Consider the following 17,402-nt stretch of genomic DNA (forward strand, 5'->3'; position numbering starts at 1 on the left):
GGTGGTTGTTCCCTCAACTTCGCCACGGCGGCGGACTCAGTCGTCCGCGCATGGGAAGCTGCCCGTCGTGGCCGTACCCAACCTGACCCGCGACGACGCCGCCGCCCGCGCCGAGCTGCTGGCCGTGCAGTCCTACGACCTGTCCCTCGACGTGACCGACGGCGCCGGCCGCCCGGGCGACAAGACCTTCCGCTCGACGACGACGGTCGAGTTCACCTGCTCCCGGCCGGGCGCGGACACCTTCATCGACCTGGTCGCCGAGCAGGTCCGCTCGGCGACGCTCAACGGGGTCGCGCTCGACGTGAGCACCTACACCGAGGAGGGCGGCCTGCCGCTGCCCCGCCTCGCCGGGCGCAACACCCTCACGGTCGACGCCGACTGCCGCTACTCCAACAGCGGCGAGGGCCTGCACCGGTTCGAGGACCCCGAGGACGGCCACGTCTACCTCTACAGCCACTTCGAGCCGGCCGAGGCCAAGCGGATGTTCGCCTGCTTCGACCAGCCCGACCTCAAGGGCGCCTTCGCGGTGCACGTGACCGCGCCGTTCGACTGGCAGGTCGTCTCCAACACCGGCGACCGCACCATCGAGGCCGGCCCCGGCGGCTCGCAGCTGGTGCACTTCGCGCCGACCAAGCGGATCTCCACCTACCTGGTCGCGCTCGTCGCCGGCCCCTACGCCCGGGTCACCGACTCGCACGACGGCATCCCGCTCGGGCTGTACTGCCGCGCCTCGCTGGCCAAGCACCTCGACCCCGAGGAGCTGTTCCGGGTCACCAAGCAGGGCTTCGACTTCTACCACCGGGTGTTCGACTACCCGTACCCGTTCGACAAATACGACCAGCTGTTCGTCCCCGAGTTCAACGCCGGCGCCATGGAGAACGCCGGGGCTGTGACCTTCCTCGAGGACTACGTCTTCCGGTCCAAGGTCAGCCGCGCCCGCTACGAGCGGCGGGCCGAGACGGTGCTGCACGAGCTGGCGCACATGTGGTTCGGCGACCTGGTGACCATGCGCTGGTGGGACGACCTGTGGCTCAACGAGTCGTTCGCCACCTACATCAGCACGCTGTGCCAGGCCGAGGCGACCGAGTACACGACCGCCTGGACCACGTTCGCCAACACCGAGAAGGCGTGGGCCTACGCCCAGGACCAGCTGCCCTCGACCCACCCGATCGCCGCGGACATGGTCGACGTGGCCGCGGTCGAGGTGAACTTCGACGGCATCACCTACGCCAAGGGCGCCTCGGTGCTCAAGCAGTTCGTCGCCTACGTCGGCCGCGAGGAGTTCCTCTCCGGCATCCAGCGGTACTTCCGCAAGCACGAGTACGGCAACACCACGCTGGCCGACCTGCTCGGGCCGCTGTCGGAGAGCACCGGCCGCGACCTGTCGGAGTGGGCCGACCAGTGGCTGCGCACCAGCCAGGTCAACACGCTGCGGCCGGTCCACGAGCTCACCGACGACGGCCGCTACGCGAGCTTCGCCATCGAGCAGACCGCCGTCGCCGACCACCCCGTGCTGCGCAACCACCGGCTGGCCGTGGGGCTCTACGACTCCGGGCCCGACGGGCTGACCCGCAGCAACCGCGTCGAGCTCGACGTCACCGGCGCCCGCACCGAGGTGCCCCAGCTGGTCGGGCACCCGGCGGCCGACCTGGTGCTGGTCAACGACGACGACCTCACCTACGCCAAGCTGCGGCTCGACGACCGGTCGCTGGCCACCCTGCGCGAGCGGATCGGCACGATGCCCGACCCGCTGGCGCGGGCGCTGTGCTGGTCGGCGGCGTGGGACATGACCCGCGACGCCGAGCTGCCGGCCCGGGAGTGGGTGCAGCTGGTCCTGAACGGCGTCGACGCCGAGACCGAGATCAGCGTCGTCCAGGCGCTGCTGGCCCGGGTGCAGGCCGCGCTGTCCTCCTACGCCGACCCGGCGTGGGCGCCGGAGGGCTGGGCGGCGCTCGCCGACCGGTCGCTGGCGGCGCTGCGCACCGCCGCGCCGGGCAGCGACCAGCAGCTGCAGTGGTCGCGGACCTTCGCCGCGGCGGCGCGCACCGAGGAGCACGCCGAGGTGCTGCGCGGGCTGCTCGACGGGTCGGTGGCCTTCGAGGGGCTCGAGGTCGACGCCGACGCCCGCTGGGCGTTCCTGCACGGGCTGGTCGCGATCGGTGCCGCCGGGGTACCGGAGATCGACGCCGAGTCGGAGCGGGACGCCACGGCCACCGGCATCCGCCGCGCCGCGACCGCCCGGGCGCTGCTGCCCACGGCGGAGGCCAAGGAGCTGGCCTGGCAGCGCGCGTTCCACGACGACGAGATCCCGAACGCCGTGCACGAGGCGCTGCTGGCCGGCTTCTGGCACCCCGCCCAGCGCGACCTCACCGGCGGCTACGTGGAGCGGTACTTCGCCGACATCCGCCCGCTGTGGGACCGCCGGCCCGGGGAGATCGCCAAGAACGCCGTGCAGTACCTGTTCCCGCCGGTCGTCGAGCGGCGGACCATCGACGCCGCCGACGCCTGGCTGTCGGCGCCCGACCACCCCAGCTCGCTGCGCCGGCTGGTGGCCGAGGGCCGCGACGGCATCGCCCGCGCGCTGCGCTGCCGGGAGTGCGACGCGGCCGACGGCTGAGCACGCACGAAGGGCCCGGTCCTGAGTGGACCGGGCCCTTCGTCGTGCAGGGGTCAGTGCGCCTTGTGGCGCAGGCGGCCGGCCTGGTCGGACATCTGGCGCAGCCCGTTGACGATGCCGCCGACGAGGTCGCCCCCGGCGAAGGACGTCGTCATCGACAGGACGGCGAGCGCGCACGCCCGGTCGGGCAGCCGGCGGGCGGCCGCGGCGCCGGTGACCACCTCGATGACCCGCTGGCCGGGCGAGACCGCCACGAGCACCGAGTGCGACGGGTCGACGCCGGACTGCGCGTGCAGCTCCTCGGCGCGCACGCGGGTGCGCCGGCCCAGGTCGCCGATGTAGAGGGTGAAGCGCAGGCCGGTCTCGCGGGAGGACATCGTCAGCGCCTCGTCGAGGCGGGCGAGCTCCTGCCAGGTGAAGATCGCGTCGAGCGGCTCGCCCTCGTCGGTCCGCGCGGCCGCGGTGGCCTCGGTGGCCGTGTCGTGGGACTCCACCTCGAGGGCGCGGGTCATCGTGGGGCTCCAGCCGGGAGGTCGAAGGGGGTCACGCCGGGCTCACCAGGTCCCGCGGGCGCCGCCGCGCGGGCCGCCGACGTCGGCGGGGGCGGGAGCCGCGGCGGCGGAGGCACCGGCGGAGTGGCCGGCGCCGGAGGCGGGCTCGCCGTACAGCGACGAGCCGATGGCCTTGGTCTCGCCGCCGGAGACCGCCGCGCCGAAGGCGGGGACGCCGTGGCCGTCGCCGTGCCCGCCGCCGATGCCGGTGGCCTCGGGGTGCGGCTCGTACCAGACGGGCGTGTGGTCCCACGACTGCCCGGGCTTGTACCGGGGGCGCTTGCGCCGGCCCGGCACGAGCGTCAGCACCGCGAGCACCGCGATCACGGCGAGCGGTGCGACGACGTAGACGAGGATGGTCTCGACGACGGTCACGGGGTGGAATCTACCGGGGCACCTGCCGGTTCACGTCACCACATGGCGGGACGGCGCTGCGCCCACGGCCGCGCCTGCTCCAGCTGGGCCGACAGCGAGATCAGCGTCACCTCGTCGGCCGGCCGCCCGACCAGCATCGTCCCCACCGGGAGGCCTCCGGCGGTCCAGTGCAGGGGCACGCTGACGGCCGGCTGACCGGTGACGTTGTAGAGCGCGGTGAAGGCGGCGTAGCGCTTCTGCCGCTCGAAGTCCGCGGCGCCGTCGCCGTCGGCGTCGAACCAGCCGACCGGCCGCGGCGTCATGGTGCAGACCGGCGCCACCAGCACGTCGTAGGCCGCGGTCGCCCGCACGAACCGGCGCGAGAACAGCCGCAGCGCGGTGAGCGCCTCCATCGCGGCCTGCGCCGACAGCGCCAGGCCGCGGGCCCGCAGCTCGCGGGTGAGCGGCCGCAGCTCCCCCACCCGGGCGGGCGGGACCGGCAGCAGCGTGCCGGACAGGCACCAGGTGCGCTCGAAGGCGTCGAGCACGTCGCCGGTCAGCAGCCCGGTGGTGACGTCCTCGACCTCGTGGCCGAGCGAGCCGAGCAGCGCCGTGGCGTCCTCGAGCGCGTCGGCGACCTCCGGTTCCAGGGTGGTGTCGGCCATCGGCGACTCGAGGACCCGGCCGATCCGCAGCCGGCCGGGCGCGCGGTCGGCGGCGGCCAGGAAGGTCTCGCCGTCCGCCAGCGGGGGCGCCCACACCGGGTCGCCGGGCTCCGGCCCGGCCATGGCGTCGAGCATCGCGGCGGCGTCCCGGACCGTGCGGGCCAGCGGCCCGTTGGTGCCCAGGCCGGTCACCTCGCTGCCGTAGGGGGCGTTGCTGACCCGGCCGCGGGCGGGCTTGATGCCGAACAGGCCGGTCGCGTTCGCGGGGATGCGGATCGAGCCGCCGCCGTCGCTGCCCTGCGCGAACGGCAGCATGCCCGCGGCGACGGCGACCGCCGCGCCGCCGCTGGAGCCGCCGGCCAGCCGGGTGGGGTCCCACGGGCAGCGCGCCGGCCCGACCAGCTCGTTGTCGGTGTAGCAGGGGAAGCCGAACTCGGGGGTGTTCGTCTTGCCCACGCTGATCGTGCCGGCGGCGGCCAGCCGGGTGACCACGGCGTCGTCCACGTCGGGCACGAAGTCGGCCATCACGGTCGAGCCGAAGGTGGTGCGCACCCCGGCGGTGTTGTTCAGGTCCTTGATCGCGGTGGGGACGCCGAGCAGCGGGGGCAGGTCGCCGCCGCGGGACAGCAGCCGCTCGGCGGCGGCCGCGGCGGCCAGCGCCCGCTCGGGCGTGACCGTGACGAACGCGCCGAGGCCCGGGTCGAGCGCCTCGATGCGGCGCAGCGCGTGCTCGACCAGCTCGGTGGGGCTCGTCTCGCCGGCCCGCACGGCGGCGGCCTGCTCCAGCGCGGTCAGGTCGTGCAGCTCCGTCACGGCTGCGAACGCTAGCCCTGTACACACTGGGGTCATGGACCTCAGCCGCACCGCCGCCGAGCAGCTGGACGCCGCCGACCCGCTCGCCGGCTTCCGCGCCCGGTTCGCCGGGGCCGACGACGAGGGCCCGGAGCGGCTGCTCTACCTCGACGGCAACTCGCTCGGCCGGATGCCGAAGGCCACCCCCGAGGCGCTGGCCCGCGTCGTCGAGACCGAGTGGGCCGGCGGGCTGGTCGGCTCCTGGTCGACCTGGATCCGGCGGTCGACGACGATCGGCGACGCCCTCGCCGCCGGCGTGCTCGGCGCCGAGCCGGGCGAGGTGCTGGTCGCCGACTCCACGTCGGTGAACCTCTTCAAGCTCGTCTCCGCGGCGGTGGACGGCCGGCCCGGCCGCGACGTGATCGTCAGCTGCGCCGACGACTTCCCCACCGACCGCTACGTCGTCGCCGGCGTGGCCCGGGCCCGCGGCATGACGGTGCGCGAGATCCCGGCCGACATCGACGAGGGCGTGGACCCGGCGGTGCTGGCCGCGGCGCTGGACGAGCGGGTCGCCGCCGTCGTCCTGTCGTCGGTGGCCTACCGCTCCGGCGCGCTGCTCGACGTCCCGGCGGTGACCCGGATGGTGCACGACGCCGGCGCGCTGGTCCTGTGGGACCTGTCGCACGCGGTCGGCTCGGTGGAGACCGACCTGACCGCCTCGGGTGCCGACCTCGCCGTGGGCTGCACGTACAAGTACCTCAACGGCGGCCCCGGCGCCCCCGCCTTCCTCTACGTGCGCCGCGACCTGCAGGAGCAGCTGCGCCAGCCGATCTGGGGCTGGTTCGGCCAGCGCGACCAGTTCGCCATGGGCCCGGAGTACGACCCGACGCCGGGCATCGAGCGCTTCGGCGTCGGGACGCCGCCCATCCTCGGGATGGCGGCCGTCGAGGTCGGCGTCGGGCTGGTCGCCGAGGCCGGCATCGCGCGGCTGGCCGCGAAGGGGCGGGCGCTCACCGACCTGCTCGTCGCGCTCACCGACGACTGGCTGGTGCCACTCGGCGCCGCGCTCGCCTCGCCACGCGACGCCGCCCGCCGCGGCTCGCACGTCACCGTGGCCCACCCGGCGGCCTGGCAGCTCACCCAGGCGCTGATCGACCGCGGCGTCGTCCCCGACTACCGGACGCCGGACCGCGTGCGGCTCGGCCCCGCGCCGCTGTACACCCGGTTCGTCGACGTGTGGGACGCGATGGACCGGTTCCGCGGCCTGCTGGCCGACGGGTCGTACGAGCGCTACCCGGCCGTGCTGGCCCGGGTCACCTGATCAGGACTCAGCATCAGGACTCCGCGAAGACGACGAGGTTCTCGGTCGAGTTCCGGCCGTCGGCGCGCTGGAAGCAGGTGATGAGCACCAGCCGGCCCGGCGAGTCCTCCCACACGTCGGTCGTCCCGGGCAGCGCGCCCTTGGCGATCCGCTGGGTGCCGGTGATCGTGTAGGGCACCGTGCCCTGCGGCGTGCGGACCTCGACGACGTCGCCCGCGGCCACCGCGCTGCCGCGGTGGTCGGCCGTGAGCAGCGGGTCGAACCCGTCGTCCCCGTGCCCCTGCGAGTGCGCCGCGACGTAGAGCGTGTTCGTCGCCCGGTCGGCGGAGCCCACCGGGGAGCCGTAGGGCTCGATCCAGTAGCCGGCGGTGAGCAGCGGCGGGTCGATGACGTCGCCGCGCGGGTCCAGCGCCAGCAGCGGGAGGTCCAGGCCCACCGACGGCACGACCAGGTGGACCGGGGACGACGGCGTCCAGGCGGCGGTCGGCGTCGGGGTGCTGCTCGCCGAGCCGGACCCCGGGGCCGCCGGCGCCCCGCTCGTGGGGGCGGCCGGCGCCGGTGCCGGTGCGTCGGCGCCTGCCGCGGTGCCGGTCCCGGCAGCGAGGCCGAGGACCAGCAGCAGTGCTCCGACCAGCCCGAGCACGGCGGCCCCCGCGAGAGCCGCCGTGCGCCGGGACGGTCGCGTCAGCGAGCGCACGTCAGTCCTGCGTCGCCCCGCCGCGGCGGGACCGCAGAACTCCCGCGGCGGTGCCGGCGGCCACGACCAGCAGACCGGCGCCGACCGGCACCAGCGGGGAGACGCCCTCGTCGGCAGCCCGGTGGTCGTTCCAGTCGGTGTGCGAGCTCAGCCCACGGTTCACCGCGGTCACGTCCAGGTCCACGGCCGTCGTGGTCAGCACCGCGCCGGTGCCGTCGAGGGCCTCGACGACGATCCGCCACGCGCCCCTGATCCCCGTCGGCAGGGTCACCGCGACGCCCCGGCCGTCGGCGGCGAGCGGGCCGGACAGCTCGATCACCTGGCCGCTGGCGTCGTTCTCGAGCCGGACCGTGCTGCGGGAGAGGTCCGTGACGCCCAGCGCGGCGAGACGCCCACTCGCGGGCAGCGCGACCGTGAGCGCCGATCCGGCCGCGACGGAGGTCGACCCGCAGGCGGCGTCGATGTAGCACCGGTCGGTGGCCAGCGTCTGCACCGTCAGGTCGAGCGCCGGTGCCGGCGCCGACGTGAACGCGAGGTAGGTCTCGAACCGCCCGGCGACCACGAACCCGGTGGACGGGTCGGCTGCGTGCAGGCTGTTGAACGAGAGGATCCCGATGTCGCCGTTCACGCCGTCGTCGGCGGGCAGGTCGACGCGGTACGTGCCGCCCCCCAGGTCGGTCACGTCGAGGTGGACCGCCGGGTCCGGGTCCGCGCTCGCGTAGAACCGCGTGGCCGGCGTGCCGAGGGCCGAGGTCAGCTCCAGCTTCACGTAGCCCGCCGGGTCGAGCACGACGTGCGGGGTCAGTGTGACGGTGAGGCTTCCGCCGTAGTTCGCGAAGTCGTACGACGGCGCAGGACTGCCGTTGGGGATCGCGTCGGCGTTGAACCCGTGGTGGTGAGGGAAGAGCTCCAGTCGCACGGATGCGGGATCCAGGGTCACGACGGCCGGCTCCGCGGCGCTCGCGGGCGTGAGCGAGAGCCCGGACGACGCGACGACGGCGAGGCCGACGATGCCCGCGCGGGCGAGGACGGAGGACGAGCGACGGGACCGCATGGTGCTGTGCCTTCCTCGGCATCAGAACGGGCGCCGAACAGCGCCTCGCGGCGAAACGTAGCCGTCCGGTTTCACCGCACAACGGGCGACACGTACCAACCCTCCGTGCGGGTGAGGCCGTCACGGGATCGCCATGAATCAGCGCTCTGGACAGGCGTTTCGTTGAGACGGCATCTGCCGATACCGCGGAGTGCCGGTTGGCAGGAACTGCCCAGCACCCCGAGCCGGGCGTTGGCAGCTCTCGGACCGCCTCAGTCCGGGTCGGGCACGCCGATCGGGTTGCCGGGCTCCCACGCGCGGGCGGTGAGGATCGTCCGCCGGATCGGAGCGAGCAGCTCGGCCAGCCGGTTGCAGCGCACGTCGCCCAGCGCCCGCCACGGCCCCAGCGCCAGCCGGTCGGTGTCGGCCTCGACCACCGCGACCATGGCGGCGCCCTCGGCGGTGAGCTCCTCGCCCTCCAGCCCGCTCGGCGAGCCGATCGCTCGCCGCGGCCCACGCCTCCTCGTCCCACCCGCGGGCCCGCATCAGCCACTGGCGGTCCGAGCGCCCGGCCGCGGCGGCCAGCACGTGCGCGCCGGCGCCGTCGACCTCCCGCTCCAGCAGGGCGGCGTTGTGCCCGTCGCCGCGGTGCTCCCGCAGCGTCGTCAGCCCCTGCCACAGCAGGAGGTGCGGCGCGTCCGGCTCCGGCAGGCCGGCGTTGGCAGCGGCGAGCGGGCGACCGGGCAGGTCGACCGCCTCGGCCGCGATCCGCACCAGCTCCGCCGCCTCGGCCGCCTCCGCCGAGGCGGTCCACGCCGCGCCGTGCACCCGCCGGACGGCGGCGTCCACCCCGGCCAGGCGGGCCGCCAGCGCCGCCGCCGGCGTCGCCGCGTCCCACACGGCGGGCACCCGGCGGCGCACGAAGTCCGGCGCGAAGTTGTAGAACGTCGCCGTCACCACCGCGGCCGGTGCCGCGCCCAGCGGGGCAGCCCGCATGGCGAAGTAGCCGTTCCAGAAGCCGGTCAGCCCGGCCGCCTCCGCGGCGGTGCGCGACTCGTCGGCGAAGTACGTGAGGGCGTGGAAGGGCTCCCCCAGCGCCCACAGCCGGCGCGCGGTGGCGGGAGACGTCATGCGGAGACGCTCTCCGGCACGCCCAGCCACTCCCGCCAGCGCGGATCCACCGTGCGGGCCCCCAGCAGCCGCCACGCCGCGCCGCTCGGCGTCCGCGGCGGGTGCGGCAGCTTCCACCCGAGCTCGGCCAGCGACCGGTCGGCCTTGGTGTGGTTGCACCGGCGGCACGCGGCGACGACGTTGTCCCAGGTGTGCGTGCCCCCGCGGCTGCGCGGGACGACGTGGTCGATGCTCGTGGCGCTGCTGCCGCAGTAGACGCAGGTCTGCCCGTCGCGCGTGAAGACCGCGCGCCGGGAGAGCGGCACCTGCGCCGGGTAGGGCACCCGCACGTAGCGGGTGAGCCGCACGACGACGGGCACCGGCAGGCTGATCGACTCGGCGTGGACGACGTCGCCGGCGATGTCGACGGCCTCGGCCTTCTGGGCCAGCACGAGCACGATCGCGCGCCGGCTGGAGACGACGCAGAGCGGTTCGTAGGTGGCGTTGAGCAGCAGGGTCGCTGCCGTCGTGGACCGCGGCGGGGCAGGCGTCAGCGGTCGGGTGGAGTGGTCGCGGCGGGAGCCTGGGTGGCTCTCCGACGGCGACGAGGACGCGGCACGCGGCACGGGGCACCTCCGGTCGCCCCGGCGATCCTCGTGGCTCGAGGACCCGGGGTCGGCCCCATTCTGACCTGCGGAAGCGTCTCCGCGCTCCTGCAATCGTGCGGCGCAGCCCGGCGAGGGCGGTCGGCGCCCCCGCGCCGTCGGCTAGCGTGGCGGCGATGCGCTATCCCGAGGCCCCCCGGCTCGACCTCGTCGAGGACCTGCACGGACACCGGATCGCCGATCCCTACCGCTGGCTCGAGGACCCCGAGGACCCCCGCACCCGGGCGTGGACCGAGGCCCAGGACGCCCTCGCCGCCGAGCACCTGGCCGGCCTGCCGCTGCGCAGCGCCTTCGCCGGCCGGCTCGAGGAGCTGGTGCACGCCGGCGCCGTCGGCATCCCGGTCTGGCGCGCCGGCCGCGCCTTCTCCACCCGCCGCGACCCCGGCCAGGAGCACGCCGTCCTGCGCGTCCGCGAGCCCGACGGCAGCTCGCGGGTGCTCGTCGACCCCATGGCGCTGGACGCCGCCGGCACCACCACCCTCGACGCGTGGTCGCCGTCCTGGGAGGGCGACCGGCTGGCCTACCAGCTCTCGACCGGCGGCGACGAGGAGTCGCGGCTCTACGTGCTCGACGTCGCCACCGGGGAGCTGCTCGACGGGCCGGTCGACCGCTGCCGCTACTCCCCCGTCGCCTGGCTGCCCGGCGGCGAGGAGCTCTTCTACGTCCGGCGCCTGGCCCCCGGCCAGGTGCCGGCCGGCGAGGAGCAGTTCCACCGCCGCGTCTGGCGGCACCGCGTCGGCACCGACCCGGACGGCGACCGGCTGGTGCACGGCGAGGGCAGCGACCCGTCCACCTACTTCGGCGCCCGCACCAGCCGCGACGGCCGGTGGCTGGTCGTCTCCGCCTCCATCGGCACCGCGCCCCGCGACGACGTCTGGCTCGCCGACCTGGCCGGGAGCGGCGAGCTGCGCCCGCTGCAGGTGGGGGTCGACGCGCAGACCTCGGCGTGGGTCGCCCGGGACGGGCGGCTGTGGCTGTCGAGCGACCGCGACGCCCCGCGCGGGCGGCTGGCAGTCGCCGACCCCGAGGACCCCGCCACCTGGGCGCCGGAGGCCTGGCGCGAGGTGATCCCGCAGGCCGAGGACGCCGTCCTCACCGACCTGGCGCTGGTCGACGGCCCGGACGGCGGGCTGCGGGTGCTCGCCGTGCACGCGGTCGACGCCACCGACCGGCTCTCGGTCTGGGACGCCGACGGCGCCGGCCGGCTGGCCGACGTCCCGGCGCCCGGGGTGGGCAGCATCGCCGGCGTCTCGGCCCCGCCGGAGGGCGGCACGACCGCCTGGCTCGGCTACACCGACTACGCCACCCCGCCGTCGGTCTACCGCTGGGACAGCGCGGGCGGCGCACCGGTCGAGGAGGAGAAGGCGCCCGTCGCCGGCGACGTGCCGGACGTGCGGGTCGTCGAGACGCACGCGACGTCGCCGGACGGGACGCCGGTCCACCTCTTCGTGATCTCCGCCGACGGGACGCCGGACCGGCCGCGCCCCACCGTGCTGTACGGCTACGGCGGCTTCAACGTCTCGCTCACCCCCGCCTACTCGGCGCAGGCGCTGTCCTGGGTGGCGGCGGGCGGTGTGTGGGCCGTGGCCAACCTGCGCGGCGGCTCCGAGCACGGCGAGGAGTGGCACCGCGCCGGCATGCGCGAGCGCAAGCAGAACGTGTTCGACGACTTCGCCGCGGCCGGCGAGCACCTCGTCGCCGAGGGCTGGACGACGCACGGCCGGCTGGCGGTCATGGGCGGGTCGAACGGCGGGCTGCTGGTCGGCGCGACGCTCACCCAGCGGCCCGACCTGGCGGCGGGCGTGGTCTGCAGCGCGCCGCTGCTCGACATGGTCCGCTACGAGCGCTTCGGGCTGGGCCGCACCTGGAACGACGAGTACGGCACCGCCGAGGACCCCACCGAGCTGGGCTGGCTGCTGGGCTACTCGCCGTACCACGCGGTCCGGGAGGGGACGGCGTACCCGGCGGTGCTGTTCACGACGTTCGAGTCCGACACCCGGGTCGACCCGCTGCACGCCCGCAAGCTGGCCGCGGCCCTCCAGCACGCGACGAGCGGCGAGGCGCCGGTCGTGCTCCGCCGGGAGACCTCGGTCGGCCACGGCGCCCGCGCGGTGAGCCGCACCGTCGGGCTGGCCGCTGACCAGCTCGCCTTCCTGGCCGCCGCGACGGGACTTTCGTCCCTGGTGCCGGAACGGAACGCAGCCGGTCGCTGACAGACCGGCACCTGCCTGGGAGTATCGAGGGTGATGACTGCTTCACCGTCCGTGTTCTCCACCGCCGCCGACGACCTGTCCGCCGCGGCGGCGGGGCTGTTCACCCAGGAGTGGTGGCAGGAGCACGCCGAGACGTTCGTCACCAAGCCGCTGCGGATCCTGCTGATCGTCGTCCTGGCCGCCCTGGTCCGGCTGATGGTCAACCGGGGCATCCGCCGGCTGACGGCGCGGACGGCCAGCGGGGCGGTCCCGAGCGTCCTGCGGCCGTGGCGCCGGCGCGGGCGCCCGGCCGACCCGGTGGGCGTCGAGACGATCACCGCCCGCCGCTCGCAGCGCGCCGAGGCGATCGGCTCGGTGCTGCGCAGCTTCGCCTCGTTCGTGATCCTGGGCATCGCCGTCGTCCTCGTGCTCGGCGAGCTCGGGGTCAACCTCGCCCCGATCATCGCCAGCGCCGGCGTGATCGGCGTGGCGCTGGGCTTCGGCGCGCAGAACCTGGTCAAGGACTTCATCGCCGGGATCGGGATCATCCTGGAGGACCAGTACGGCGTCGGGGACGTCGTCGACCTCGGCGAGGCCAGCGGCACGGTGGAGGCCGTCGGCCTGCGCATCACGCGGCTGCGCGACGCCCACGGCGTGGTCTGGTACGCCCGCAACGGCGAGATCCTGCGCGTGGGCAACAAGAGCCAGGGCTTCGCCCAGGTCGTCATCGACATGCCGGTCACCCACGACACCGACCTCGAGCGCTGCCGCACGGTGATGCAGCAGGTCGCCGACGAGATGTACGGCGAGGAGGAGTGGGCGGAGGTGCTGCTCGCCGAGCCCGAGTCGCTCGGCGTCGAGTCGATCACCGCCGCCGGCGTCACGATGCGCGTGCAGGTGCGCACCACCAACGCCGACCAGTGGCGGGTCGCCCGCGAGCTGCGCCAGCGGCTGACCGAGCGGTTCGTCGCCGAGGGCTTCAAGGCACCCGCGCCGGTGCTGGCCGGCGCCGGGACGCCCGGAGGTGTCCCCTGAGCCGGCCGGCCAGCGAGGACGCCGTGGCCGAGGACGGCGTCCCGGCCCACGAGCGGCCGGCGACGTTCCGGCAGGTCTTCGCCGTCCGCGAGTTCCGGCCGCTGTTCGGCACGTTCCTGCTGTCCACGGCCGGCGACGAGCTCGCGCGGGTCGCGCTGACCGTCCTCGTCTACCAGCGGACCACCTCGGCGCTGCTGTCGGCGCTCACCTTCGCGATCAGCTACCTGCCCTGGCTGCTCGGCGGACCGGTGCTGGCGGCGCTGGCCGACCGGCTGCCGCGGCACCGGGTGCTCGTCTCGGCCGACGCCGCCCGCGCCCTGCTGGTCGCCGCCATGGCGATCCCCGGGACGCCGCTGCCGGTGCTGCTCGCGCTGCTGTTCGTGCTGGCGCTGTGCGCGCCGCCGTTCGAGTCGGCGCGCTCGGCGCTGGTGGCCGACGTCCTCGAGGGCGACCGGTACGCCGTCGCCAACTCGCTGTCCAACGTCGGGCTGCAGCTGGCCCAGGTGGTCGGCTTCGTCGCCGCCGGCGCGCTGGTCACCGTGCTCAGCCCGTCGGGGGCGCTGCTGGTCGACGCGGCGATCTTCGCGGTGTCGGCGGTCTGGCTGGGGACCGGGCTGCAGCGGCGGCCGGCCGCGACCGCGGGCGAGCCGGCGCAGTCCCTGCTGCGCGACGCCGCCGAGGGCCTGGCGTTCATCCGGCGGTCGCCGCGGCTGCTGGCCATCCTCGCCGTGCTGTGGATCGGCACCGCGTTCGTGTACGCGCCGGAGGGCATCGCCGCGCCGTTGGTCGACGAGCTCGGCCACGGGGCGACCGGCGTCGGCGTGCTGCTGGCCGCCAACCCGCTGGGCGTCACGCTGGGCGGGCTGCTGCTGGCCCGGCTGGTCGCGCCCCGGCGCCGCGAGAAGCTCGTGCCCGGGCTGGTGGTGCTGTCGCTCGCGCCGCTGCTGCTCGCCGGGCTGGTGGGCCTCGTCGCGGGCCCGGGCGCCGCGCCGTTCGGCGTCGTCGTGGTCCTGCTGTTCGTCTCCGGGCTCGGCGCCTCCTGGCTGATCCCGCTGAACGCCACCTTCGTGCAGTCGGTCCCGGCGTCGCACCGCGGGCGGGCCTTCGGCGTCGCGGTCAGCGGCCTCTACGGCGTGCAGGGTCTCGGCGCGCTGGGCGCCGGCCTGGCCGCGGAGGGGCTGCCCGCCAGCGGCGTCGTCGCCCTGTGCGGGGCGCTGGGGCTCGCCGCCGTCGTCCTGCCGCTGCTCGCGTACGTGCGTACCGGAGGTCACGTGGCAGGCGACCGCCGGAGCGCGGGACCATCGGTGTCATGAGCGAGTCGAGCCGCACCCTGCCCTCGGCCCGGACCTTCTACGAGGAGATCGGCGGGCACCCGACGTTCGTGCGCCTCGTGGCCCGGTTCTACGAGGGCGTCCGGCACGACCCGGTGATCGCGCCGCTGTACCCGCAGGACGACTGGGACGGCGCCGAGGTCCGGCTGCGCGGCTTCCTGGAGCAGTACTGGGGCGGCCCCACCACCTACTCGCAGGAGCGCGGCCACCCGCGGCTGCGGATGCGGCACGCGCCCTTCGCCATCGGCCCGGCCGAGCGCGACGCGTGGCTGCGGCACATGCGCGACGCCGTCGACTCCCTCGGGCTCACCGACGAGCAGGACGCGACGTTGTGGGGTTATCTGGAGATGGCCGCCCGCAGCATGCAGAACCGCTGGCCCGACGACGCGCCCGGCGGCCTCTCCATCTCCTGAACGACCCCTGAGGAGCACGGGTGAACCCGTCCCCCGACTGGTGGCGGTCCGCCGTCTTCTACCAGGTCTACATCCGCAGCTTCGCCGACGGGAACGGCGACGGCGTCGGTGACCTCCCGGGCATCCGCGCCCGGCTGCCGTACCTGCGCGAGCTGGGCGTCGACGCGCTGTGGATCACGCCGTTCTACCCCTCGCCGATGGCCGACCACGGCTACGACGTCGCCGACCCGCGCGACGTCGAGCCTGCCTTCGGCGACCTCGCCGAGTTCGACGCGGTGCTGGCCGAGGCGCACCGGCTGGGCATCCGGGTGACCGTCGACCTGGTGCCCAACCACAGCTCCCACCAGCGGGAGTGGTTCCGGGAGGCGCTGGCGTCGCCGCCCGGGTCCGCCGCGCGGGCGCGGTACGTCTTCCGCGACGGGCGCGGTCCGGACGGCGCCGAGCCGCCCAACAACTGGCCGTCGGTGTTCGGCGGGCCGGCCTGGACCCGGGTGCCCGACGGGCAGTGGTACCTGCACCTGTTCGCCCCCGAGCAGCCCGACCTCGACTTCGACAACCCCGAGGTGCTGGCCGACCTCGAGGAGACCATGCGGTTCTGGCTGGACCGCGGGGTCGACGGCTTCCGGATCGACGTCGCCCACGGCATGGCGAAGCCGGCCGACCTGCCGGACATGGTGCCGGCCGAGGACACCGGGCTGCTCGACGACCACGGCCCCGGCGACCTGCGCTTCGACCAGGACGGCGTGCACGAGGTGCACCGGCGCATCCGGCGGGTGCTCGACGAGCACCCCGGCACGATGGCCGTCGGCGAGGTCTGGGTGCACGACGACGACCGGCTGGCGCTCTACCTGCGCCCCGACGAGCTGCAGCTGGCGTTCAACTTCCGGCTGCTGATGGCCGACTGGGGCGCCGAGGAGTTCCGGTCGGCCGTGCACCACTCGCTGGCCACCGTGGCCGGCACGCCGGCCCCGGCCTGCTGGGTGCTGTCCAACCACGACCGCCCGCGGCACGTCACGCGCTACGGCGGCGGCGAGGTGGGGACGGCGCGGGCGCGCGCGGCCGCGCTGCTGCAGCTGGCCCTGCCCGGTGCGGCCTACGTCTACAACGGCGACGAGCTCGGCATGCCCGACGTCCCGGTGCCCGACGAGGCGCTGCAGGACCCGGTGTGGGAGCGGTCCGGGCACACCGTGCGGGGCCGCGACGCCTGCCGGATCCCCATGCCCTGGTCGGGCTCGGAGCCGCCGTACGGCTTCACGACGGCGCCGACGACCTGGCTGCCGATGCCGCCGGGGTGGGCGGGGCTGACCGTGGCCGCGCAGCAGGCCGATCCCGGTTCGATGCTGTCGCTGTACCGAGCGGCGCTGGCGCTGCGCTCGTCGTCCCCGGCCTTCGCCGGCGAGGGGCTGCAGTGGGTACCGGCACCCGACGGTTGCCTCGCGTTCCGCCGTCCGGGCGGGCTGGTGTGCCTGCTCAACGCCTCGTCCGGGCCGGTGCCGCTGCCGGAGGGGCGGGTGCTGCTGGCCAGCGCCGACGTGGGCGGCGGCACCCTGCCGGCCGACTCGGCGGTGTGGCTGCACGCCTGACAGTGAGGATGTGGGCGAGCCCCGCAGCGGTCGTTCCTGACCCAGCGCCTGACTGACTTCGGGTCTTCATGCCGATCTGTCGGTGCGGTCCGCTGCGGGGCTCGCTTGCACTCACCGGTCGAGGGTTCGTGACCTCATAGGAGCTTGTGCCAGCAAGCACCCGTCACTGTCTTGTCCGCTCGCTCGGCGGTGCGTGCCGCCCTGACCGATCGAGTGACAAGGACGGCGATGACCACCATCGCAGAGCCGTTGCCCGCTGCCCAGTCAGTGACCACCGGCCAGCCGGTGTTCGGCGGGGTGGACACCCACGCCGACACCCACACCGCCGCGGTCGTCGACGCCGCCGGGCGGCTGCTGGCCCACCGCGAGTTCGCCGCCACCCCGGCCGGCTACGGCCAGCTGATGGACTGGCTCGCCGCGCACGGCCCGGTGCAGCGCGTGGGGGTGGAGGGCACCGGGGTCTACGGCGCCGGCCTGGCCCGGCACCTCACCGCGGCGGGGATCGAGCTGGTCGAGGTCGACCGTCCGGACCGCAAGACCCGCCGGTTCGCCGGTAAGTCCGATCCGATCGACGCCGAGGCCGCCGCCCGCGCCGCCCTGAGCGGCCGGTCCACCGGCATCCCGAAGGCCCGCACCGGTCCGGTCGAGGCCGTGCGCACGCTGCGCGTGGCCCGTCGCAGCGCCATCGCCGCCCGCGCCGAGGCGCAGACCCAGATCCGGGCGCTGATCATCACCGCGCCCGAGCCGCTGCGCGGCCAGTTGCGCACCCTGACCCTCCGGCGACTGCTGGCCACCTGCGCGGCGATGCGCCCGGACCCGACCGGCAGCGCGGACCCGGTGCAGGCGACCAAGACCGCGCTGCGCAGTCTGGCCCGTCGCCACGCCCGGCTCAGCGAGGAGATCGACGACCTCGATACCCTGCTCACCCCGCTGGTCGGCGCCATCAACCCCGCCCTGGCCGCCGCCCACGGCGTGGGCACCGACGTGGCCGGCCAGCTGCTGGTCACCGCCGGGGACAACCCCGACCGGCTGCGCTCCGAGCC

The 17,402-nt window shown here is 75.3% G+C and carries 15 protein-coding genes and 1 pseudogene; 8 read left to right on the forward strand and 8 right to left on the reverse strand.

Features of this window, described 5'->3' with window-relative positions:
* Positions 1-67 precede the first annotated feature (67 nt).
* Positions 68-2,617 carry an aminopeptidase N gene (gene pepN, locus ACI8AF_RS03305; protein WP_456538233.1) on the forward strand — a complete coding sequence of 850 codons (2,550 nt, stop codon included), beginning with the start codon at positions 68-70 and terminating at the stop codon, positions 2,615-2,617.
* A 53-nt stretch (positions 2,618-2,670) separates the two neighbouring features.
* On the opposite strand, the gene ACI8AF_RS03310 is transcribed toward pepN, so the two are convergent.
* Genes ACI8AF_RS03310 through ACI8AF_RS03320 form a run of 3 tightly spaced genes read right to left on the reverse strand, consistent with a single transcriptional unit; the run spans position 2,671 to position 5,000 of the window.
* Positions 2,671-3,129, reverse strand: coding sequence for a DUF5130 family protein (locus tag ACI8AF_RS03310; RefSeq protein ID WP_456538234.1), 459 nt, complete (start codon positions 3,127-3,129; stop codon positions 2,671-2,673).
* A gap of 42 nt (positions 3,130-3,171) precedes the next feature.
* Positions 3,172-3,543: an aa3-type cytochrome oxidase subunit CtaJ gene (gene ctaJ / locus ACI8AF_RS03315; protein WP_456538235.1), complete on the reverse strand. Its 372-nt coding sequence runs from the start codon at positions 3,541-3,543 to the stop codon at positions 3,172-3,174.
* Between the two features lie 35 nt (positions 3,544-3,578).
* The gene (locus ACI8AF_RS03320; protein ID WP_456538236.1) at positions 3,579-5,000 is read right to left on the reverse strand and encodes an amidase; all 1,422 of its coding nucleotides are present in this window, start codon (positions 4,998-5,000) and stop codon (positions 3,579-3,581) included.
* 34 nt (positions 5,001-5,034) lie between these two features.
* On the opposite strand from ACI8AF_RS03320, the gene kynU reads away from it, so the two are divergent.
* On the forward strand, positions 5,035-6,300 hold the full coding sequence (gene kynU, locus ACI8AF_RS03325) for a kynureninase (RefSeq protein ID WP_456538237.1): 1,266 nt from the start codon (positions 5,035-5,037) through the stop codon (positions 6,298-6,300).
* A 13-nt stretch (positions 6,301-6,313) separates the two neighbouring features.
* Here kynU and ACI8AF_RS03330 read toward each other — a convergent pair whose 3' ends face one another.
* From ACI8AF_RS03330 to ACI8AF_RS03350, 5 genes and pseudogenes are all read right to left on the reverse strand, one after another.
* Entirely contained in the window at positions 6,314-6,997 is a 684-nt protein-coding gene (locus ACI8AF_RS03330; RefSeq protein ID WP_456538238.1) for a class F sortase, read from the reverse strand.
* A gap of 1 nt (position 6,998) precedes the next feature.
* Complete coding sequence (locus ACI8AF_RS03335) at positions 6,999-8,051, reverse strand: hypothetical protein (RefSeq protein WP_456538239.1); 1,053 nt, start codon at positions 8,049-8,051, stop codon at positions 6,999-7,001.
* 251 nt (positions 8,052-8,302) lie between these two features.
* Positions 8,303-8,476: a helix-turn-helix domain-containing protein gene (locus tag ACI8AF_RS03340; RefSeq protein ID WP_456538240.1), complete on the reverse strand. Its 174-nt coding sequence runs from the start codon at positions 8,474-8,476 to the stop codon at positions 8,303-8,305.
* A gap of 97 nt (positions 8,477-8,573) precedes the next feature.
* Positions 8,574-9,161: pseudogene (locus tag ACI8AF_RS03345) on the reverse strand (SCO6745 family protein); the annotation flags it as partial.
* Positions 9,158-9,766 carry an HNH endonuclease gene (locus tag ACI8AF_RS03350; RefSeq protein ID WP_456538241.1) on the reverse strand — a complete coding sequence of 203 codons (609 nt, stop codon included), beginning with the start codon at positions 9,764-9,766 and terminating at the stop codon, positions 9,158-9,160. The pseudogene ACI8AF_RS03345 and the gene ACI8AF_RS03350, both read right to left, overlap by 4 nt.
* Before the next feature lie 155 nt (positions 9,767-9,921).
* On the opposite strand from ACI8AF_RS03350, the gene ACI8AF_RS03355 reads away from it, so the two are divergent.
* From ACI8AF_RS03355 to ACI8AF_RS03380, 6 genes are all read left to right on the forward strand, one after another.
* Positions 9,922-12,018 carry a prolyl oligopeptidase family serine peptidase gene (locus ACI8AF_RS03355; RefSeq protein WP_456538242.1) on the forward strand — a complete coding sequence of 699 codons (2,097 nt, stop codon included), beginning with the start codon at positions 9,922-9,924 and terminating at the stop codon, positions 12,016-12,018.
* A 33-nt stretch (positions 12,019-12,051) separates the two neighbouring features.
* A complete protein-coding gene (locus ACI8AF_RS03360) occupies positions 12,052-13,032 on the forward strand; it encodes a mechanosensitive ion channel family protein (protein ID WP_456538243.1) in 981 nt (326 codons plus the stop codon).
* A 23-nt stretch (positions 13,033-13,055) separates the two neighbouring features.
* On the forward strand, positions 13,056-14,345 hold the full coding sequence (locus ACI8AF_RS03365) for an MFS transporter (protein ID WP_456538244.1): 1,290 nt from the start codon (positions 13,056-13,058) through the stop codon (positions 14,343-14,345).
* Entirely contained in the window at positions 14,342-14,776 is a 435-nt protein-coding gene (locus ACI8AF_RS03370; protein ID WP_456538245.1) for a globin, read from the forward strand. Before ACI8AF_RS03365 ends, ACI8AF_RS03370 begins: the two co-directional genes overlap by 4 nt.
* 20 nt (positions 14,777-14,796) lie before the next feature.
* A complete protein-coding gene (locus ACI8AF_RS03375; RefSeq protein ID WP_456538246.1) occupies positions 14,797-16,359 on the forward strand; it encodes a glycoside hydrolase family 13 protein in 1,563 nt (520 codons plus the stop codon).
* Positions 16,360-16,587: 228 nt separating this feature from the next.
* Positions 16,588-17,402, forward strand: an 815-nt coding sequence (locus ACI8AF_RS03380; RefSeq protein WP_456538247.1) for an IS110 family transposase, incomplete at its 3' end; no start/stop codon positions are given.

The organism is Blastococcus sp. SYSU D00669, assembly GCF_054050715.1.